This is a genomic window from Pseudarthrobacter cellobiosi, from assembly GCF_023913815.1.
Taxonomy (GTDB): Bacteria; Actinomycetota; Actinomycetes; order Actinomycetales; family Micrococcaceae; genus Arthrobacter; species Arthrobacter cellobiosi.
Window position 1 is genome coordinate 57,448 of record NZ_JAMXBK010000020.1, and the last position, 16,838, is coordinate 74,285.

Consider the following 16,838-nt stretch of genomic DNA (forward strand, 5'->3'; position numbering starts at 1 on the left):
CAGCCGGTGACAATCCACTATCTTGAATCCGCCGGGGACCCCCGCGTCTCCGACTACACGCAGCTGACGGACGTTCACCTGCGGAAGCTCCGTGAACCGGCTGAAGGAATGTATATCGCCGAATCCTCGCGGGTCCTCCGCCGGGCGTTGGCAGCGGGCCACCGGCCAAGGTCGTTCTTCCTGGCGGAGAAATGGCTGGCTGACCTGCAGGATGTCCTCAGCGACTATCCGGACGTTCCTGCATTCATTGGAAGCGCCGCCCTGCTCGAAGAGATCACCGGATTCCACCTCCACCGCGGCGCCATGGCAGCCATGCAGCGGCCCGAACCGGTGCCCCTCCGCGAGCTGCTGGCCGGCGCGCGCCGGGTCGCGGTCCTGGAGGACATTGTGGACCACACCAACGTGGGCGCCATCTTCCGGTCGGCCGCTGCCCTCGACATCGATGCCGTCCTGATTTCGCCGCGCTGCGGCGACCCGCTCTACCGCCGCAGTGTCCGGGTCAGCATGGGAACGGTCTTCCAGGTGCCCTGGGCGCGGCTGGAGTCCTGGCCGCAGGACCTGTCCCTGCTCAAGGACGCCGGCTTCACAGTGGCCGCGCTGGAACTCACAGAGGACGCCGTGGACGTGGACGCGCTGGCCGGGCGGAATCCGGACCGGCTGGCCCTGGTACTCGGCACCGAAGGCGCCGGCATGAGCGCCGGGACGCTTGCCGCCGTCGACCTCGCCGTGAAGATCCCCATGCGCCCTGGCGTGGACTCCCTCAACGTGGCGGCGGCCTCCGCTGTGGCGTTCTGGGAACTCCGGCCCCGCGGTTAGCAAGGTCTGCGTTGATCAGCTATTATTAACAGCTGGCTGTCCTGCGCTTTTTGCCTTGCGGCAGTGAAGCAGACACCAGCCATCCCATTCATACCTGGCAGCTGGCAAAATCCAGTTGTGCGAACAAAGGCCCCATTATGAAGTCTGATATCCACCCGAAGTACGAAGCTGTTGTTTTCAACGACCTGGCTTCCGGCGTCAGTTTCCTGACCAAGTCCACAGTGTCTTCCAAGAAGACCATCGAGTGGGAAGACGGAAACACCTACCCGGTTATCGACGTCGAAATCTCCTCCGAGTCCCACCCGTTCTACACGGGCAAGCAGCGCATCATGGACTCTGCAGGCCGCGTCGAGCGCTTCAACGCTCGCTTCAAGGGCTTCGGCGGCGCGAAGTAATTCACCCCCCAAGGTTCTTTGGAAAGCCCGCACCGGCAACGGTGCGGGCTTTTTGCGTCCGGGCTTTGTCGTTTCGGGGAGCCCTGATCATGGGGCAGGATGGGAGCCATGACTGCCTCGCCATTTGCCGCTGAAGACCGCCCCCGCAGCCACCACGGTGAGTACAAAGTCCCGGGCGGCAAACTTGTGGTGGTGGACTTCGATGTTGTGGACGGTGTCCTGGCCGACGTCTCCCTCAGCGGCGACTTTTTCCTCGAACCCGACGAGGCGCTCCCTGCCATCAACCGGGCGCTGACAGGACTTCCGGAAAGCACGACGGCGGCGGAGCTGTCCGCGGCCGTCACCGGTTCGCTGCCACCCGGCGCCGTCCTGTTCGGTTTTTCGGCCGACGCCGTGGCCGTCACCGTCCGCCGCGCCCTGGCGAAGGCAACGGCCTGGACCGACCACCACTGGAACATCATCGCCCCCACGGTACTGCCCACGCATATCAACGTGGCCCTGGACGAGGTGCTGACCGAAGAGGTGGGCGCCGGCCGTCGCAACCCCACCCTGCGGTTCTGGGATTGGGAGGAACCGTCCGTGGTGATCGGCAGTTTCCAGTCCTTCCGGAATGAGCTGGATCCCGACGGCGTGGCCCGGCACGGCATCAGTGTGGTCCGCCGGATCAGCGGCGGCGGAGCGATGTTCATGGAAGCCGGCAACTGCATCACCTACTCCCTGTACCTGCCGCAGACGCTCGTGGACGGGATCAGCTTCGCGGACTCGTACACGTTCCTGGACGCCTGGGTGATGGCCGCCCTCGAGAAGATCGGGGTGACTGCGTTTTACGTGCCCCTGAACGACATCGCCACGGACCAGGGAAAGATCGGCGGTGCTGCCCAGAAACGCCTCGCCAACGGGGGCATGCTGCACCACGTCACCATGAGCTACGACATCGACGCCGACAAGATGGTGGAGGTGCTGCGCATCGGCAAGGAGAAACTCTCGGACAAGGGGACGCGCAGCGCCAAGAAGCGGGTTGATCCGCTGCGCCGGCAGACCGGACTGGCCCGCACGGAGATCATCGCGGCCATGATGGAAGTGTTCAGCGAACGGTACGCCGCCACCCCCTCCGAACTCACGGCCGCCGAGCTCAGTGCCGCCCGGGACCGGGTGGTCACCAAGTTCGGCGCCGAGGATTGGCTGCACCGGGTCCCGTAAGCCCTTGCCGGTGTGACCTACTGCAGCTGTGCGGTGAGTGCCCGGAGCAAGTGGCTGCGCTGCTCAATGATGATCCTGCGCAGGGCCCGCGGAGCGTCGGTATTGGCCTCCAGCCAGGCATCCGCGCGGAGCACCATGGGGTGGTCCGCTGGCAGGGTCCCCGCCGGCAGATCCTGCGCCATGGGATACAGTCCCCGGACGATCCGGCTGGCGATTTCGATGCTCCGCTTGTCCCAGACACCGCGGAGGCACTCGAAGTAGGGCTCCACATAGGGGTCCAGCAGGGCAGCCGGAGCCGTGGCAAAGCCGACGATGGTGGCACTGAGAAGCTGGTTTGACAGCCCCGTCCCCTCCACGGCCTCCTGCCAGGCGGCGGCCTTCACCTCAGGCTCCGGACGGGCGGCCAGCGCGGTGGCGTGGCCCGCCCGGCCCGAGGCGGTGGTGTCCCGTTCGAGTTCTGCGTCCAGCTCGTCGGGGGTGGCCTGCCCGTTGGCCGCCAGGGCGTGCCAGAGGCTCCAGCGCAGCTCGGCGTCCACGGCCAGGCCGTCCACCACCACCGTGCCGTCCAGGAGGCCCCTGAGCCGGGGGAGGAGGGCAGCGTCGTGACGGCTGACGGCGGCGAGCGTCCGCGCCCAGGCCAGCTGGTAGTCCGAGCCCGGCGCTGCCTTACCCAGCTGGGCGTCGGCCGCCGCCAGGAAGGCGCCGCGTACCGCGTCGCGTTGGGCCAAGGGGGTGTAGCGTTCGACGGCGGTGGCGGCGTTCTCGAGGATGTTCAGCAGCACGCCGACTCCCGTCTCGGACGGCCCGAACGACGTCACCGCCTCCACGTAGCGGGAGGCCGGGCTTTCGCCGTCGCGGGCGGAGTTCCACAGCGCGGTCCAGCAGAGGGCTCGGGCCATGGGATCGGTGATCCGGTCCAGCGAGGCCAGGACCGTTGCCTCGGACACCGGGTCCAGCCGCACTTTGGCGTAGGTGAGGTCATCGTCGTTGACGAGCAGGAGGGCGGGCCGCGGCTGCCCGGCCAGTTCCGGGACCTCCGTCCGCGCTCCGGCAACGTCCGTTTCGACACTCCCCGTGCGGACCAGGGCGCCGTCGGCGTCGAAGTTGTACGAGCCCACGCGCAGCCGGTGCGGCCGCAGTTCCTCCCGTCCGGTGACGGGGTCCACCGCATCCTGGACGATCGTCACGGCGCCCAGTTCGCCGTCGTGCGTCCCGGTCTCCACGGACAGCGTGGAGATGCCGGAGGTCTGCAGCCAGGCGGCGGCCCAGCCGGCAAGGTCGCGGCCGGAAGCAGCAATGAGGGCTTTCAGGAGGTCCGCCAGGGTGGTGTTCCCGTAGGCGTGGTCGCGGAAGTACTGCCGTGAGCCGGCGATGAACGCGTCAAACCCCACGTACGCCACCAGCTGCTTGAGCACGGACGCGCCCTTGGCATAGGTAATGCCGTCGAAGTTCTGCTTGGCGGCCTCGAGGTCGGGGATGTCGGCCACGATCGGGTGGGTGGTGGGCAGCTGGTCCTGGACATAGGCCCAGGCCTTGCGTTTGTCGGCGAAGTTCACCCACGCCGTGTCCCAGTCGGTGGCGCGGTCCACGCCGAGGGTGCCCATATAGTCCGCGAAGGACTCCTTCAGCCACAGGTCGTCCCACCACTGCATCGTGACGAGGTCGCCGAACCACATGTGGGCCATTTCGTGCATCAGCGTATTGGCCCGTGCCTGGTACTGCGCGTCGGTGGCGCGGGACGTGAACACATAGCTTTCGGTGAAGGTGACCAGCCCCGGGTTTTCCATCGCGCCCAGGTTGTATTCCGGGACAAAGGCCTGGTCGTATTTCCCCCAGGGGTACGTGTAGTCGAACAGCCGGTTGAAGAAGTCCAGCCCGTTTTTGGTCAGGCGGAAGACCTCAGCAGCATCGAAGGATTCCGCCATGGAAGCCCGGCAGTACAGGGCCAGGGGCACCCCCAGCGGTGTGCCGTCGTCGAGTGTGGCGCTCCAGTGGTCCTGGGCTTTGAAGTAGGGCCCGGCAAGGACTGTGGTGATGTAGGTGGACATGGGGCGTGTGGTGGCGAAGTCCCAGCGGCTGGTGTCCGGATCGCTGGTCAGCTGCGTGCGGGCAGCTTCCACACCGTTGGAGGCCACCTCCCAGCCGGACGGTGCCATGACGTGGAACGTGTACTCGGCCTTGAGGTCGGGCTGTTCAAAGTTGGCGAACACGCGCCGGGCGTCGGCGGGTTCGTACTGCGTGTAGAGGTAGCACTGGCCGTCGGCGGGATCCACAAAGCGGTGCATGCCCTCGCCGGACCGGCTGTAAAGGGCGGTGCCGGTGACAGTGACCTGGTTTTCTGCCTGCAGGTTGTCCAGGCGGATCCGGGAACCGTCCACCACGTCGGCCACGGGGAGTCCTTTGCCGTTGAGGAACACGCTGTGGACTTCGCCGGCGATGAAATCCAGGAATGTGGACGCCACCTGCCCCTGGACCGGCACGGCTGCGGAGAAGTTGATAACGCTGCGGCTGGTGTAGCCCGCCACGTGCGGGTCCGCTGCCTGCCGCACATCCAGGGAGACGTCGTAACTGTGGGTGCTGATCAGGGCTGACCGTTGAGCGGCTTCATTGCGCTGCAGATTCTCATGTGACACTCAGCTATCTAATCACGGGATCCGGGCCTGCGGCTCACCATCCGGACGCCGGCCTAGGCGGTCATCAGCAGGGCCGCTGCCAGGCCCAGCAGCGCGATCAGCAGCCATGCCGCCAGCGCCGCTAGCAGTGCCCTTGCTCCGGTGTGCAGCAGCGTGCGGATCCGCACGGCGGACCCGAGCCCGAACAGCGCCGCCCCCAGGAGAATGTCCTGCAGCCCGGCACCGGCGTCGAGCCAGCCGTCGGACAGCCAGCCCGTGGACCGAAGCCCCACCATGGCCACGAACCCCACTACGAACAGGGGCACCAGCGGCGGCAGCGCGTGTTGGCCCGATGTGCGCATGCGGTGGTGCAGGCCCGCCACGGCAACCACCGGTGCCAGGAGCAGCACGCGGGTGAGCTTAACGACGACGGCGATGCCCAGTGCCGCGGTGCCGGCAGTTTGCGCCGTGGCCACCACCTGGCCGACGTCGTGCACCGACGCACCCGTCCAGGCGCCGAAAGCGAGCGGGCTCAATTGCAGGGGATGCATCAGCAGCGGCAGGATGCCGATCGCCAGCGTGCCGCACAGTGTCACCAGCGCCACCGGCAGGACGGTATCCGCATGCCGGATCCGGCGCACGGCCGCCATGGCTCCGATGGCGGACGCCCCGCAGATCGAAAAGCCGGTGGCCACCAGCAGTGCCGTTTCACTCGGCAGCCGGAACAACCGCACCATCAGGTATGTGCCGCCGAAACTCAGAAGCACCACGCCCGTGATGAGGACCATGGCCAGCCAGCCCAGGCCCAGGATGTCCATGATGCTCACTTTGAGGCCAAGCAGGACGATGCCGCCCCGCATCAGGTGCTTGCCCGCGAAGTCCAGGCCCGGGCGCGCCCGGCCAGCGATCCAGACGGCTGTGCCGGGCAGGTTTGCGGCGAGCAGGCCCAGCGCAACGGCACTGGTCATGGCCGGCAGTGCCGGCGCCACGGCATGTACAGCGAAGGCAACGGCCAGGGCGGGGACCGCCGTTAGGAGGCCCGGCAGGAGCCTGCGGGAACGCATCGCCACACCGCGAAGGCTGGCCCGCAGGGCGCTTCGGCGGCCTTTGTTCCCGCCGGCTCCCGAGCTCCCTGGATTACTTGTCTCTGGCACTCACTAACCTTGCCGGATAGGACACGGATTCAACGAACCGCTGATGCCCAGCGGCAACACGCCACAATGGATGGCGGTAATGATTTCGAAACAAAAAGATGGTTGGCTAAAGGACATGTCAGACCTATTCCAGGATTACTCCGAGGCCGCCGGGCGCACGGGCGCCTACGACGAGATGTTCACTCCCGGCCAGGAAGCACGCGAGTCGTACGGCCAGGTGGCCGATGCCCTAAGCAAGCTCTCCCTCGCCGACGTCAGCGCCCGGGCGGACTCCATGGCACGGACCTTCCTGGACCGCGGCGTGACCTTTGACTTCGCGGGGGAGGAGCGGCCGTTTCCGCTCGACATCGTCCCCCGCGTTATCCCCGCCGATGAGTGGACCGTGCTGGAAAAGGGCGTGGCGCAGCGCGTCCGGGCCCTGGAAGCGTTCCTCAACGACGTCTACGACAAAATGAACGTGGTGGCAGACGGCGTCATACCGCGCCAGCTCGTCACCACCAGCGCCCACTTCCACCGCCAGGTGCACGGCTTCGAGCCGGCCGGCGGAGTCCGCGTGCACATCTCCGGCATCGATGTGGTGCGCGACGCCGCTGGCACCTTCCGCGTCCTGGAAGACAATGTGCGGGTGCCGTCCGGCGTCAGCTACGTCCTGGAAAACCGGCGGGCCATGGCCAAGGGCCTGCCCGAAGCGTTTGGCCAGCAGCTCATCCGGCCGGTCGAAGAGTACCCCCGCCGGCTGCTGTCTGCCCTGCGCAAAACGGCTCCCGCCGGCGTCGACGATCCCACGGTAGTGGTGCTGACCCCCGGCGTCTTTAACAGCGCCTACTTCGAACACACCCTGCTGGCCGGCCTGATGGGCGTCGAACTCGTCGAAGGCCGCGACCTCATCTGCCGCGGCAACCGCGTCTACATGCGCACCACGGCCGGTGAACAGCGCGTGGACGTGATCTACAAACGCATCGACGACGAGTTCCTGGACCCCCTGCAGTTCCGCTCGGATTCCATGCTCGGCTGCCCGGGACTGGTCAACGCCGCCAGGGCCGGCGGCGTGACCATCGCCAACGCCGTGGGCAACGGCGTGGCCGACGACAAACTTGTCTACAGCTACGTTCCGGACCTCATCCGCTACTACCTCAGCGAGGAGCCCGTCATCGCGAACGTGGATACGTTCCGGCTGGAGGAGAAGGATTCCAGGGAATATGTCCTGGACAACCTGGCTGAGCTTGTGGTGAAGCCCGTGGACGGCTCCGGCGGCAAGGGCCTGGTCATCGGGCCGGACGCCTCCAATGATGAACTCGAGGCCCTGCGCAAGCGAGTCGTCGCGGACCCGCGCGGCTGGATCGCCCAGCCGGTCCTGCAGCTTTCCACAGTGCCCACGCTCGGCGGGGACAAGTTCGGCCCGCGGCACGTGGACCTGCGCCCCTTTGCTGTCAACGACGGCGACGACGTCTGGGTGCTTCCCGGCGGACTCACCAGGGTGGCGCTCAAGGAAGGCTCCCTCATTGTGAACTCCAGCCAGGGCGGCGGCTCCAAGGACACATGGGTGCTGGCAGACTCACCCCAGGTGCCGGTCGAAACTGTTCCTCGGCCCACAATTTCCATCCGTGAGCGGGTGTCCGTCTGGCCAGTGGAGAGCAACTGGCGCGACCGCCAGTCGGAGCAGCAGCAGTGAGCCGGGCCATCGAACCGGCACAATTGGTCACGGGGGCATCCCCACAGATTTCGGACGCGCAGGAGGTCACCGCGAATGCTTAGCCGTATTGCTGAGTCCCTATTTTGGATCGGACGCTATGTGGAGCGGGCCGACGGCACCGCCCGGATCCTGGACGTGCACCTTGAACGCCTGAACCACCTCCCCATGGACGAACGCCGCAGGGTGGCCCAGGAACTGCTCGCAGTCATGGGTGCCCGGCCGCAGAGCGAAGACTTCGGCCTGCCCGAACTCCTCCACGCCCTGGCATACGACAAAACCAGCGCAACGTCCATCGCTGGGTCGCTGGGCGCAGCCCGCGAAAACGCACGGCGTGCCCGCGAGACCGTGTCCTCGGGCCTCTGGGAAAGCCTCAACACCACCTACTACGGGCTGAGCCAGCACCGCAAGGACGTAGTGGGGACGTACCGCTTCTGCAACTGGACGCTGGAACGGACGGCCATGGTCAGTGGCCTGGCCGACACCACGGTTAGCCATGACGAAAGCTGGCTGTTCCTGGTGTTGGGCCGGTCCCTGGAGCGCGCCGACATGACCGCGCGGATGCTCTCCACTCGGGATGTCCTCTCTGCGGGCATGTCCTGGGTCAACATGCTGCGGTGCGCGGGCGCCTATGAGTCGTTCCTGCGGACGCGCCGAGCCGCCTTCGGGGACCAGCACGCCGCCGAGTTCCTCCTGCTCGACCGGCTGTTTCCACGGTCCATCGTCTACGCCCTGCGGGACGCCGATGAGTGCCTCGCCAAGCTGGACCCTTCTGCACAGCGCGTGGGCTTTATCAACGACGCCCGCCGGATCGTGGGCCAGGCCCGTACGTTTCTCGAGTTCCACCGGACGGACGATCTAATGTCCGAACTGCCCGAGCACATGGAACGCGTGCAGAAGGCCGTCTCACAGGCCTCGGACGCCATTTCCCGTAAATACTTCAATCAGGCAGACGAACTGGCCTGGGTGGGAGAAGTTTCATGACCCGGCTGAGCATCATCCACACCACGGCTTACAAGTACAACAAGCGCGTCACGCTGTCCTACAATGAGGCGCGCATGACGCCCCTGACCGATCCGCAGCAGGTGGTCCTTGAGTCCGTGCTCAAGGTCTCGCCGTCGCAGGCGGCCGTAAGCAACTACCGGGACTACTGGGGCACACGGGTCACAGCATTCGACATGCAGATGCCGCACGACCACCTTGAGGTCGTTTCCAACATCACCGTTGAAGTGCACCGGGCGGAAAAAATCCCCGCCGACGCTGACATCGCTGGCTGGGACGTCCTGGCATCGAAGGAGTCGTTGAATACGTTCAGTGACTGGCTGCCGCAGTCCCAGCTGAGTGGTCCCGGCGTCGAGGTACTGGGAATCATTCCAGGTGTCGTAGAGGGCAAGAACCCGCACGAGGCCGCCATGGCCATCTTCGAATGGATGCGCGGCGAGATGACGTACATGTCCGGCTCCACCGCGGTCACCACCAACGCGGAGGAGGCCTGGGGCCAGCGGCAGGGTGTCTGCCAGGACCTCGCACACCTCGCCATCGGCGCGCTGCGCAGCTGCGGCATTCCCGCCCGGTACGTCTCGGGATACCTGCACCCGAGGTCGACGGCGGCCATCGGCGAGACAGTCGCCGGCCAGTCACATGCCTGGCTGGAGTTCTGGGACGGGGACTGGCGCAGCTGGGATCCCACGAACCACAAGCCGGCAGGCGATTACCACGTCACCGTCGCCAGGGGCCGGGACTACCGGGACGTGCCGCCGTTGAAGGGCATCCTGTCCGGCGGCGGCGGTTCGGCGCTGAGCGTGAGCGTGGAAATTACCCGCCTCGCTTAGGCAGTCGGGGGCATTTCCTCGTCGTGCCCAAGGTCCTGCCCAGGACTACTCCGGAGCTGCCTTGGCCGCTCCGGAGAGCTGGGTCCACCAGGTCATGGGTGCTGTGACTTTGAACCGGCGCCCGGTCACTGTTCCCGGGCTCACCCGGACAAAGGTGTCCTTCTTCCCGGCCTGCCATGGGAAAAGATACAGGGCTGCGGAGTCCAGGATGCCCTCGGTTCCAGTGATGGCCTTTGCCGGTCCCTTGACCACCACGCTCCAGGCGAGGCCACTGACGGCATCCACGCCGTCGGCCTCCAACGCCACAGCGGCACCTCCTGAGGCGGCGGCCAGCTTCGTTCCTGCGCCGGTGCGGAAGACTAACGTTCCGCCATCCACCGTGTAGTTGATGGGGAAGATATCAGGCTGGCCGTCCACCAGGACGGCCAGCCTGCCGACGGAAACCGTCCGCAACAGTGCCCAGCATTCATGGTGTTCCAGGTTCTGGACCTGGGACGTGGACTCGTTGGAGTTGGACTCGCCGGACGTTGGGTCGCTGGACGTTGGGTCGCTGGACGTTGCTTCGCTGCTCATGCCGCCGAGCCTACGCCCAACCCTCCGGCCAGGAAAGTGTCCGTCCTACCAGGGGCTGGGCTTGTAGTCCTTGAGGAAGACCCCGTACTGGTCCTCGCCGTTTTCGCCCATCACGATCGGATCGTAGACGCGGGCGGCGCCGTCCACCAGGTCCAGAGGCGCGTGGAAGCCCTCCTTCATGAGGCGGACCTTGGTGAAGTGCGGCCGTTCGTCAGTGATCCAGCCGGTGTCCACCGCAGTCATCAGGATCCCGTCGGCGTCCAGCATTTCCTGGGCGCTGGTGCGGGTCATCATGTTCAGGGCTGCCTTGGCCATGTTGGTGTGCGGATGCCCGGGGCCCTTGTAGGCGCGGGAGAACTGGCCTTCCATGGCGGAGACGTTGACGATGTACTTCCGGTGCGCCGTGGAGCGCTTCATGGCGTCCCTGAGCCTGCTAACCAGCAGGAACGGGGCCGTGACGTTGCAGAGTTGGACTTCCAGCATTTCCAGGGGGTCAACCTCGTCCACCACCTGGGTCCAGCTGTTGATGTCGGCCAGGTCCGGGACGAGCCCGCCGGCGTCGATCGCTGTTCCGGAGGCGATCCGCTCCAGCGAGGCCGAGCCGGTGGAGAGCGCCAGCGAAGTGATGGCGTCGCCGGCCAGCACCGGGTGATCCGTGACACTGCTCGCCAGGGCGAGGGGGTGTTTGTCGTGGGCGTGGCCGAACGTCACCAGTTCCGGTCCGCCGTTGGCCGGCTCCAGCGCGGCGGGCAGCGGCTCGTCCTCCGCGTCCACCAGGGGTTTGTAGGCGTTGCCGGATCGGCGCACCGTTTGGGCGGCGTTGTTGATGATGATGTCCAGGGGGCCCGCGGCGTTGAGCGAATCCGTCAGGGCCATCACCTGTGACGGGTCGCGCAGGTCGATGCCCACGATCCGGAGCCGGTGCAGCCACTCGCTGCTGTCTTCCATTGCCGCAAAACGGCGTGCGGCGTCTTTGGGGAACCTGGTGGTGATGGTGGTGTGCGCGCCATCCCGGAGCAGGCGCAGCGCGATGTACATGCCGATTTTGGCCCGCCCGCCGGTGAGCAGCGCACGCCGGCCTGTCAGGTCGGTGCGGGCATCCCGCTTGCTGTGGCTGAAGGCGGCGCATTCGGGGCAGAGCTGATGATAAAAGGCGTCCACCTGCGTGTAGTGCTTCTTGCAGATATAGCAGGGGCGGGAACGGATCAGGTGCCCGGCCACCTTGCCCGTCGCCGAGGTCTCCAGCTTGTTGCCGCGGGTCTCGTCGTCGATCCGGTCCGGTGCTGCCGTTGCCGTCTGGGCGATGACGGCCCGGTCGGCTTCGGAGATCAGGTCCCGTTTGGTGACGCGGCGGTGACGCTTCACGGCCTTGAACATCTTCCCGGTGGCACGGCGCACCGAGACATAGTCGGGGTGTTCCTCGTCATAGACGTGGATGGTGTTCAAAACCTTGAGGCAGGCCTGGATTTCCTCAGGCGACAGATCGGGGGAGCTCATTGTACCGATTTTACAGCCTGGGGAAGATCCGGCCCGACCGGGTCCAGCTGTTCGCTGTCCTGCCGGGCCTGCCCGTCCCTCGCCTAGGAGCGGCGGCCGCCCGGGGCGGCCTGGGATGCCGCCTCCGCATGGACCGCAGCAACCTGTTCCACAGATTCGCGGATTTCTGGATAGTTGGCCGTGGCCGCTTTGATGGCATTGGGTACAAGGTGAAGGTTCCTGGCGGCAAGCGCCCGTTCCGCCTCCCCGGGCTCAGGCACCTGCTGGCCCTTGGCGAGCACGGTGATGCCGGACTCGGTCACCTTGAATCCGCGGGCGCGGTCCAGGTCATGGTCCAGGCCGATCGCGGCGCCAGCCGGCACCTTCACGTTTTTGTCCAGGATGGCCCGGTTGACTACGGCGCCCCTGCCGATGTTCACCTTGTCCATCAGGACCGAGTCGATGACCCTGCTGCCGTTACCCACAAAGACGTCATTGGACAGGACGGATCCCTCCACCACGCCGCCGGAGATGACCACGCCGCTGGACACAATGGAGTCCAGGGCGGTGCCCACGGTGTCGTTTTCGCCGCGGACGAACTTGGCCGGCGGGGAGATGCTCTGCCGCGTGTAAATGGGCCATTCAGAGTTGTAGAGGTTGAACACCGGCAATGGCGAGATGAGGTCAATGTGGGCGTCGTAGAACGAATCGATGGTGCCGACGTCGCGCCAGTAGGTCCGGTCGCGTTCCGTGGAGCCGGGAATGTCGTTGAGGGTGAAGTCGTAGACTCCGGCCTCACCCTGGCTGACGAAGTAGGGGATGATGTCCCCGCCCATGTCGTGCTTGGTGTCGAGCCGTTCGGCGTCCACGTGAAGGGCATCCACCAACGCGTCGGCGTCAAAGACGTAGTTGCCCATGGAAGCCAGGAACTGGGTGGGATCAGCGGCCAGGCCAGGAGTTGTGGCGGGCTTTTCCACAAATGCGGCGATCTTCTGCGGGTCCTCCTGGTCCACCTCGATCACACCGAACTGGTTGGCCATGCTCAACGGCTGGCGCACGGCGGCCACAGTGGCCTTGGCACCGCTCTGCACATGCTGCTCCACCATCTGGGCGAAGTCCATGCGGTACACGTGGTCCGCACCAACCACGACGACGATGTCGGGGTTGGCGTCATGGATCAGGTTCAGGGACTGGTAGATGGCGTTGGCGCTGCCGAGGAACCAGCTCTTGCCGACGCGCTGCTGCGCCGGCACGGACGCCACATAATTGCCCAGCTGCGTGGACATCCGCCAGGTCTCGGAAATGTGGCGGTCAAGGCTGTGGGACTTGTACTGGGTCAGGACCACGATCTGCAAGTAGCGTGAATTCACCAGGTTGGACAGCGCAAAGTCGATCAGCCGGTAGCTGCCGGCAAAAGGCACTGCAGGTTTCGCCCGGTCTGCCGTCAGCGGCATTAGCCGATTTCCCTCGCCGCCCGCGAGGACAATGGCCAGGACTCTTTTATTCAACGGCATGGTAGTAGCTCCTGTACGCCTTCGTAACTCCCCAAACAGTCCGGCACGCCCGGACCCCTTCACACTAGAACAGATAGTGCGGAAGGACTACCTTGGGTAACGTGCGAATAGACATTGTGACTAAAGAGTTCCCGCCCGAGATCTACGGAGGCGCCGGAGTCCACGTAGCGGAATTGAGCAGGGTGCTTAGTAAGCATGTTGACCTGCAGGTTCGTGCCTTCGGTGCACCCCGCGACGCCGATTACCACGGTGCCGGGGTGACCTCCTATTCCGTTCCCGAAGACCTGGGCTCGGCCAACGCCGCCGTCCAGACGCTCGGGGTGGACCTGCGCATCGTGCCGGACGTGGCAGGCGCCGATCTGGTCCATTCGCACACCTGGTATGCGAACATGGCCGGCCATCTTGCGTCTCTGCTCCACGGCATCCCGCACGTATTGAGCGCCCACAGCCTGGAGCCCCTGAGGCCGTGGAAGGCCGAGCAGCTTGGTGGCGGCTACGCGTTGTCCTCCTGGGTCGAGAAAACCGCCTACGAGGCAGCAGCGGCGATCATCGCCGTTTCGGAAGGCATGCGCCAGGACATCCTCCGCAGCTACCCCGACGTTGACCCTGCCAAAGTCAGGGTGGTCCACAACGGCATCGACGTCAAACTGTGGCAGCGCGACGAAAACCAGGACACCGTCCGCGCCCTGGGCATTGATCCGGACAGGCCGAGCGTGGTGTTTGTCGGCCGCAACACGCGCCAGAAGGGCGTGCCTTACCTCCTGCGTGCCGCCGCGAAGCTTCCGGCCGATGTGCAGCTCGTGCTGTGCCTTGGGGCGGCGGATACCCCCGAGCTCGCCGCAGAAACTGCACGCCTGATCGAGGAGCTACAGAGCCAGCGGACCGGCGTCGTGCTGATCGAACGGATGCTGCCGCGGAACGAACTCATCCAGGTCCTCAGCCACGCCACAGCGTTCGCCTGCCCGTCCATCTATGAACCGCTGGGCATCGTCAACCTCGAGGCGATGGCCTGCGGTGCTGCCGTGGTGGCCAGCGCTACGGGCGGTATTCCCGAGGTGGTCCAGCATGGCGAGACTGGCCTGTTGGTGGACCTCGAGCAGGTCACCGACGGTACCGGCACACCGCTTGATCCGGAGAAGTTCGTGACGGAATTTGCCGCCGCTTTGACCGAGGTGGTGTCCGATCCCGAACGGGCACGTGCCATGGGCCAGGCCGGCCGCCGCCGCGCGGAGGAGCACTTCTCCTGGGACTCCATCACCGAGACCACCCTAGAGGTCTACCGCTCAGTGCTTTCCTGACGGACGGCAGGAACAGCAGCACTAGTGACCCAACAGCGCACGACGGCGCCGCCCCCCACAGAGGGGAGCGGCGCCGTCGCGCGTTGCCCCGCGAGTGGAACGCGGAGCTGCGGTCAGTTCGGCTGGGTGAGGCCGCCGGCTGATGTGCGCGCCAGCAGCACCTTTTCGTCGACGGGTGCGTTGCCGCTGGCCCGCTGTGCTCTGACGTAGGCGCGGGCCTCGTCCTGCCGGGCCTTCTCGGCACCGATGGCGATCGCCGCCCGCACGTGGTCATCGCCGTACCCGAAGGCGTCCACAAGGTCCAGGGCGTGGGGCCTGATCTTGACCAGGAGCCGGTTGATGTAATCACCCACGGTGCGTGCCCGTTGCATGGAGAGCCGGCCGTTCATCAGGTACCAGGACAGGTTCTTTTCGATCAGCGACAGGCCGAACAGATCGCGCAGCCAGGTCAGGACCCTTTTGGTGCCGGGGTCCGTGACATCTTCCAGGGCCTCCGTGAACGCCTCCCATTGCAGGAGCTCGGCGTGCGCCTGGGCGGCATCGATCAGCTCGTTCTGGTGCTGGTTGAAGAGGGCCGCCCCCTTTTCGACGGGCAGTTTGTTGGCGCCTTTCAGGGCCGACCCGACGTCGGCCACCATGGTCTGGACGCGGTCCGTCAGGAGGGCGCGCTGGCCTTCCTCGTCCCGGAGCGCAATGGCAGCCTTCTGGACTGATCCGGTATCGGCGACGAACTGTGCCACCTGCCGCAGGCCGGTGCGATGGATCGCGACGCCCGTTGCCTGGGCAACCACGTAGCGTGCAAGGACGCCAAAATCGACATTCCTGAACTCCTTGGCGTAGTCGGCCAGGAGGCGCTTGGCCACAAGCTGGAGCAGCACGGTGTTGTCGCCCTCAAACGTGACGTAGACGTCCAGGTCCGCACGAAGGGAGGCAAAGCGGTTTTCGATCAGGAAGCCGGCGCCGCCGCACGCCTCACGGCATTCCTGCAGGGTGTCCAGGGCATGCCAGGTGCTCAGCGGCTTCAGGGCTGCGGCGAGTGTTTCCAGATCCTGCCTGTCCTCATCGGTATCGTGGGCGCCGGAAAAGACGTCGTCGAATTTCTGGAGGAGCTGCTCGTGCGCGAAGCCCGCGGCGTACGTGGTGGCCAGCCTGGTAAACAGGCGCCGCTGGTGGCGCTGGTAGTCCAGGAGGACCTCTTCGTCAGTGTGCGAGGACGCGTTGAACTGGCGCCGTTCGGTGGCATAGCGGATGGCTGCCGTCAGTGCGACCTTCGACGCCGCCACGGCCGCGCCGTCCAGCGACACGCGGCCCTGGACGAGGGTTCCCAGCATGGTGAAAAAGCGTCGGCCGGGGCTGGCCATGGAGGACGTGTAGGTCCCGTCAGGTGCCACATCGCCGTAGCGGTTCAGGAGGTTCGTGCGGGGAATGCGGACGTTGTCGAAATGCAGCCGGCCGTTGTCGATCCCGTTGAGGCCGCCTTTGATACCGTCGTCCTCACCACCAATCCCGGGCATGAATTCCTTGGTCTGGGGGTCCCGGAGGTCAACGTAGAAGGCATGCACTCCATGGTTGACGCCGTTTGTCACGAGCTGGGCGAAAACGACGGCGCCGAGGCCGTCGATGGCTGCATTGCCGATGTAGTCCTTCCACGCAGCCCGGAACGGTGTGTGGACCAGAAATTCCTGGGTTTCGGCGTCGTAGGTCGCAGTGGTGGCGATGCTGGCCACATCGGAACCGTGGCCGGTCTCCGTCATGGCGAAGCAGCCGGGGATCTCCAGGCTCATGATGCCTGGCAGCCACTTGGTGTGATGCTCCTGCGTGCCCAGGTGCATCACGGCCGAGCCGAAGAGACCCCACTGGACGCCGGCCTTGATCTGCAGGGACGGATCGGCGGTGACCAGTTCCTCGAACCTGGCCACGTTGCCGCCGTGATCATCGGAACCGCCCAGTGCTGCCGGGAAGGCCCGCTGCACGGCGTTGTTGTCCACGAGGTACTTCAATTGGCCGAACGCCCGCGTCCGGTGTTCGGTGTGCGTCAGTCCTTCGATCTTGTGCAGTGCCGGGTCGCTGGCCAGCGCGCGCGATTGCCGGCGGGATTCCGCCCATTTACCCAGGAGCTGCTCGCCGAGCGCGGCAACGTCGACGGCGGGCTGCGCAGCCGTTCTGTGGCCGGCGGTGGGGTTGGTGACGGCGGCCTCCGGGCCGGTGGTGCGGTCCACTACTTCGGTCATGTCAATGTCCTTCGTTGGTTCTGACAGGAGGGTGTGAGGTTCTTGGG

13 protein-coding genes are annotated in these 16,838 nt (G+C 65.9%); 7 read left to right on the forward strand and 6 right to left on the reverse strand.

What is annotated here, in order from left to right:
- Window positions 1–6 precede the first annotated feature (6 nt).
- The 3 genes from NG701_RS05975 (at window position 7) to lplAB (ending at window position 2,411) form a co-directional block, all read left to right on the forward strand.
- On the forward strand, window positions 7–816 hold the full coding sequence (locus NG701_RS05975; protein ID WP_252565339.1) for a TrmH family RNA methyltransferase: 810 nt from the start codon (window positions 7–9) through the stop codon (window positions 814–816).
- Between the two features lie 137 nt (window positions 817–953).
- Window positions 954–1,211, forward strand: coding sequence for a type B 50S ribosomal protein L31 (locus NG701_RS05980; RefSeq protein WP_111909496.1), 258 nt, complete (start codon window positions 954–956; stop codon window positions 1,209–1,211).
- 108 nt (window positions 1,212–1,319) lie between these two features.
- A complete protein-coding gene (gene lplAB / locus NG701_RS05985; RefSeq protein WP_252565340.1) occupies window positions 1,320–2,411 on the forward strand; it encodes a lipoate-protein ligase LplAB in 1,092 nt (363 codons plus the stop codon).
- A gap of 17 nt (window positions 2,412–2,428) precedes the next feature.
- On the opposite strand, the gene pepN is transcribed toward lplAB, so the two are convergent.
- Both pepN and NG701_RS05995 read right to left on the reverse strand, forming a co-directional pair.
- A complete protein-coding gene (pepN, locus tag NG701_RS05990; RefSeq protein WP_252565341.1) occupies window positions 2,429–5,044 on the reverse strand; it encodes an aminopeptidase N in 2,616 nt (871 codons plus the stop codon).
- A 53-nt stretch (window positions 5,045–5,097) separates the two neighbouring features.
- Entirely contained in the window at window positions 5,098–6,087 is a 990-nt protein-coding gene (locus NG701_RS05995; protein ID WP_252565566.1) for a YeiH family protein, read from the reverse strand.
- Between the two features lie 205 nt (window positions 6,088–6,292).
- Between NG701_RS05995 and NG701_RS06000 the strand changes: the two genes are divergently transcribed.
- The 3 genes from NG701_RS06000 to NG701_RS06010 all read left to right on the forward strand — a co-directional run bounded on the left by NG701_RS06000 (window position 6,293) and on the right by NG701_RS06010 (window position 9,699).
- Complete coding sequence (locus tag NG701_RS06000) at window positions 6,293–7,849, forward strand: circularly permuted type 2 ATP-grasp protein (RefSeq protein WP_104061462.1); 1,557 nt, start codon at window positions 6,293–6,295, stop codon at window positions 7,847–7,849.
- A gap of 75 nt (window positions 7,850–7,924) precedes the next feature.
- Window positions 7,925–8,851 (forward strand): alpha-E domain-containing protein, encoded by a 927-nt coding sequence (locus tag NG701_RS06005; RefSeq protein ID WP_056339904.1) that lies wholly within the window; start codon window positions 7,925–7,927, stop codon window positions 8,849–8,851.
- The gene (locus NG701_RS06010) at window positions 8,848–9,699 is read left to right on the forward strand and encodes a transglutaminase family protein (protein WP_252565343.1); all 852 of its coding nucleotides are present in this window, start codon (window positions 8,848–8,850) and stop codon (window positions 9,697–9,699) included. The genes NG701_RS06005 and NG701_RS06010 overlap by 4 nt, the downstream gene beginning before the upstream one ends.
- 45 nt (window positions 9,700–9,744) lie before the next feature.
- Here NG701_RS06010 and NG701_RS06015 read toward each other — a convergent pair whose 3' ends face one another.
- From NG701_RS06015 to glgC, 3 genes are all read right to left on the reverse strand, one after another.
- The gene (locus NG701_RS06015) at window positions 9,745–10,272 is read right to left on the reverse strand and encodes a pyridoxamine 5'-phosphate oxidase family protein (protein WP_252565345.1); all 528 of its coding nucleotides are present in this window, start codon (window positions 10,270–10,272) and stop codon (window positions 9,745–9,747) included.
- 45 nt (window positions 10,273–10,317) lie between these two features.
- Window positions 10,318–11,769, reverse strand: coding sequence for an SDR family NAD(P)-dependent oxidoreductase (locus tag NG701_RS06020; RefSeq protein ID WP_252565347.1), 1,452 nt, complete (start codon window positions 11,767–11,769; stop codon window positions 10,318–10,320).
- An 83-nt stretch (window positions 11,770–11,852) separates the two neighbouring features.
- A complete protein-coding gene (gene glgC / locus NG701_RS06025; protein ID WP_252565349.1) occupies window positions 11,853–13,262 on the reverse strand; it encodes a glucose-1-phosphate adenylyltransferase in 1,410 nt (469 codons plus the stop codon).
- A gap of 101 nt (window positions 13,263–13,363) precedes the next feature.
- Between glgC and glgA the strand changes: the two genes are divergently transcribed.
- Window positions 13,364–14,560, forward strand: coding sequence for a glycogen synthase (gene glgA / locus NG701_RS06030; protein ID WP_252565351.1), 1,197 nt, complete (start codon window positions 13,364–13,366; stop codon window positions 14,558–14,560).
- Window positions 14,561–14,673: 113 nt separating this feature from the next.
- On the opposite strand, the gene NG701_RS06035 is transcribed toward glgA, so the two are convergent.
- Window positions 14,674–16,791, reverse strand: coding sequence for an acyl-CoA dehydrogenase family protein (locus NG701_RS06035; protein ID WP_252565353.1), 2,118 nt, complete (start codon window positions 16,789–16,791; stop codon window positions 14,674–14,676).
- Between the last annotated feature and the right edge of the window lie 47 nt (window positions 16,792–16,838).

Coding starts and splice junctions, on each gene's coding strand:
- NG701_RS05980 (WP_111909496.1), top strand. CDS start 954: ATGAAGTCTGATATCCACCCGAAGTACGAAGCTGTTGTTTTCAACGAC.
- lplAB (WP_252565340.1), top strand. CDS start 1,320: ATGACTGCCTCGCCATTTGCCGCTGAAGACCGCCCCCGCAGCCACCAC.
- NG701_RS05995 (WP_252565566.1), bottom strand. CDS start 6,087: ATGCGTTCCCGCAGGCTCCTGCCGGGCCTCCTAACGGCGGTCCCCGCC.
- NG701_RS06000 (WP_104061462.1), top strand. CDS start 6,293: ATGTCAGACCTATTCCAGGATTACTCCGAGGCCGCCGGGCGCACGGGC.
- NG701_RS06005 (WP_056339904.1), top strand. CDS start 7,925: ATGCTTAGCCGTATTGCTGAGTCCCTATTTTGGATCGGACGCTATGTG.
- NG701_RS06010 (WP_252565343.1), top strand. CDS start 8,848: ATGACCCGGCTGAGCATCATCCACACCACGGCTTACAAGTACAACAAG.
- NG701_RS06015 (WP_252565345.1), bottom strand. CDS start 10,272: ATGAGCAGCGAAGCAACGTCCAGCGACCCAACGTCCAGCGACCCAACG.
- NG701_RS06020 (WP_252565347.1), bottom strand. CDS start 11,769: ATGAGCTCCCCCGATCTGTCGCCTGAGGAAATCCAGGCCTGCCTCAAG.
- glgC (WP_252565349.1), bottom strand. CDS start 13,262: ATGCCGTTGAATAAAAGAGTCCTGGCCATTGTCCTCGCGGGCGGCGAG.
- NG701_RS06035 (WP_252565353.1), bottom strand. CDS start 16,791: ATGACCGAAGTAGTGGACCGCACCACCGGCCCGGAGGCCGCCGTCACC.